This window comes from Janthinobacterium sp. UMAB-56 (assembly GCF_900095265.1).
Lineage (GTDB): Bacteria > Pseudomonadota > Gammaproteobacteria > Burkholderiales > Burkholderiaceae_D > Janthinobacterium.
The window spans coordinates 38,374-40,927 of record NZ_LT607675.1 but is presented as its reverse complement, the minus strand read 5'-3'; the positions used below and the strand labels follow the sequence as shown (position 1 = coordinate 40,927).

Here is a 2,554-nt window from a genome sequence, read left to right as displayed (position 1 = left end):
GGCAGGTCCGCCATTCGTACACGATCTCAGCTTTGGCCGTCGCGATCTGCAGCAAGTTGCGCTTTACTAAATGCCGCTATGGCTCGACGGGGGGCGGGGTCAGGTCCGGCATTCGTACACGCTCTCAGCCTTGGCCGTCGCGATCTACAGCAAGTTGCGCTTTATTAAATGCCGATACGACCCGACTGACCGTCCTGCTTGACACGTGAAGCGGCAGCGATGTGGGACATGGTAAAAGCGGTAGACAGATAAGTATGTGCCATCGCCTCGTCTCTGTCGCCGTAGCGGGACTGATATTACCAAATGACAGGGTGACAGGGTGACACTGAGAATTGGCGTATTCTTAAATTCATCCGAATGCTGCGATTGCTGATGTGCCGACACGAAGGCGTCAGCACTCAGAAGAATCCGATGGCAGGTGCTAGCGAGTGGGTTAGTTTTTCCAATCTCCGCTGGCGACAAACCGGCGATAGCGGATTTTGCAGGTGAGGGTATTTTTGAGGGTATCGGTAACTGAATGGTTTGGAAATCACCAAAAAATCAAGCGCTTGGCCACCTCATTGACCATCGAGTGGGAATGATGTCCTGTCCGGCGGCCACTGGTACAGCCGGATAGATGGATGAAGCCAAGCCCCTGATTTTTCAGGGGCTTTTTCTTTTTTTGGGATACCTGGTCAGGCAAGCGCGGGTAACGCCGAGCAGCTTGTTTCGAAGGTACTCAAGATGGTATGACTTGTCTGGCGTGATGCTGTGGGTCATGAACGACCTGCCCAAGTCACTGATTGAAATGATCGCCGAGAAGCTGGAGGCGCAGCTCAGGGACGGCACGGCGCCCAGGCAAAAGCCCTGGCAGCCGGGCGAGCCGTGCGCGTACCTGCCAGTCAATCTCACCACGGACAAGCGCTGCGAGGGCATCAATTCCCTGCACCTGATGAGTGAAGGCCATGCGGACCAGCGCTGGATGACTTACAAGCAGACTGTCTTCGCCGGTGCGCAGGTGTGCCAGAGCAACAAGGGCACGCCCATCGATTGCTGGAAATTCAGCGAGGAGCAGGGCCGGACGGATGCCGACGGCAAGCCGGTGCTGGGCACTGATGGCCACCAGTAGCGGCAGTCTTTCAGGTTGCGGCGGCCCCAGATGTTTTTTCCACGGTGTCAATGCGCCGCAAATCGACGGCCTGGCGCGGCAGGGGCCCGCCCTGCCGGGTCTGGCGGATGTGCCAGGTACACCCTGATTGCCACTGCCCGTCGTACAGACTTCAGTTCCGGCGCAAATAGGCTAGCGTATACGCGCCCAAGTTGACGCTTGCTGTGGCCAGTGTTCTAGGATCCGCTTCCAGTAGTGGGCAAGGCCAGGGGCGCCCGGCTTTGCTCGTTGTTTTCACGCACCAGCTTGGCCAGCAATTCCATGAACTGGCGCTGTTCCGCTGCTGTCAGCGGTGCGAGCAGGCGTTCACGCAGCCGCAAGGCGCCGACTTCGAGCGATTCCAGCAGCCGCGCACCGTTCGGTGTGATCGTTAGCGCACGCTGGCGCCGGTTGTGCGGAATGATCTTGCGCTCCAGCAAGCCTTTTTCTTCCAGCCGGGCGCAGACCGTGGCGCCAGTCGACGTATCGATCGCCGCCAGGCCCGCGAGGGAGACCTGGTCTATGCCGGGGTGCGTTGCCAGCTGGGTAAGGATCGCATACTGGACTGGCGTCAGCTCGTCGCCCAGCTCATCATAAAAAATGGAGATGGATATCTGCTGCGCGCGGCGCAGTAGATGGCCGGGTTGCGCATAAGGATCGAGCAAGGTGCGATCAAAAGAGGAAGGCGTCTGGTTTGTAGGCATGGTGTGAATCGTGCTGCATTGCGTCATTAAATGGCTTGAGATTGTAGTTTACTTCTTCGGCTAAAAGAACGATACTTTTATCAACATTCAGTGTACTGAATAACGAAGCGTGAAGTGCAAACAAGAGAGGAGACAAGCATGTTCCCAAAAAACGCATGGTATGTGGCGTGCACCCCGGACGAGATCGCGGCCGGGCCGCTGGGTCGCCAGATTTGCGGCGAGAAGATCGTGTTCTACCGGAGCGAGGGTAGCAAGGTGGCCGCAGTCGAAGATTTTTGCCCGCATCGGGGCGCGCCGCTCTCGCTCGGCTTCGTCCGTGACGGCAAGCTGGTCTGCGGCTATCACGGGCTCGAGATGGGTTGCGAAGGCAAGACCGTCAGTATGCCCGGCCAGCGCGTGCGCGGTTTCCCATGCATCCGCAGCTACCCTGTCGAAGAGCGCTACGGCTTCATCTGGGTCTGGCCCGGCGATGAGAAACTCGCCAATCCCGATGAGATCCACCACCTTGAATGGGCGGAACAGGCGGAATGGGCCTACGGCGGCGGGCTGTACCATATCGGCTGCGACTACCGGCTCATGGTCGACAACCTGATGGACCTCACCCACGAGACCTACGTGCATGCCTCAAGCATCGGACAAAAGGAGATCGACGAGGTGCCGGTGACGACCAGGATCGAAGGCGAGCAGGTGGTCACCAGCCGCTTCATGGAGAACGTCGGTGCGC

3 protein-coding genes are annotated in these 2,554 nt (G+C 58.6%); 2 read left to right on the top strand and 1 reads right to left on the bottom strand.

The window, feature by feature from the left end:
- Positions 1 to 616 precede the first annotated feature (616 nt).
- Positions 617 to 1,108, top strand: a complete 492-nt coding sequence (locus K0F85_RS27130) for an ArdC-like ssDNA-binding domain-containing protein (RefSeq protein WP_219118941.1) — start codon at positions 617 to 619, stop codon at positions 1,106 to 1,108.
- 215 nt (positions 1,109 to 1,323) lie between these two features.
- On the opposite strand, the gene K0F85_RS27125 is transcribed toward K0F85_RS27130, so the two are convergent.
- Positions 1,324 to 1,830: a MarR family winged helix-turn-helix transcriptional regulator gene (locus K0F85_RS27125; RefSeq protein ID WP_219118940.1), complete on the bottom strand. Its 507-nt coding sequence runs from the start codon at positions 1,828 to 1,830 to the stop codon at positions 1,324 to 1,326.
- A 138-nt stretch (positions 1,831 to 1,968) separates the two neighbouring features.
- Here K0F85_RS27125 and K0F85_RS29075 point away from each other — a divergent pair.
- Positions 1,969 to 2,554, top strand: a 586-nt coding sequence (locus K0F85_RS29075) for a Rieske 2Fe-2S domain-containing protein (protein ID WP_257638194.1), incomplete at its 3' end; no start/stop codon positions are given.

Excerpts from the sequence above, each read along its gene's own strand:
- K0F85_RS27125 (WP_219118940.1), bottom strand. The coding sequence starts at position 1,830 with ATGCCTACAAACCAGACGCCTTCCTCTTTTGATCGCACCTTGCTCGAT.
- K0F85_RS27130 (WP_219118941.1), top strand. The coding sequence starts at position 617 with ATGGATGAAGCCAAGCCCCTGATTTTTCAGGGGCTTTTTCTTTTTTTG.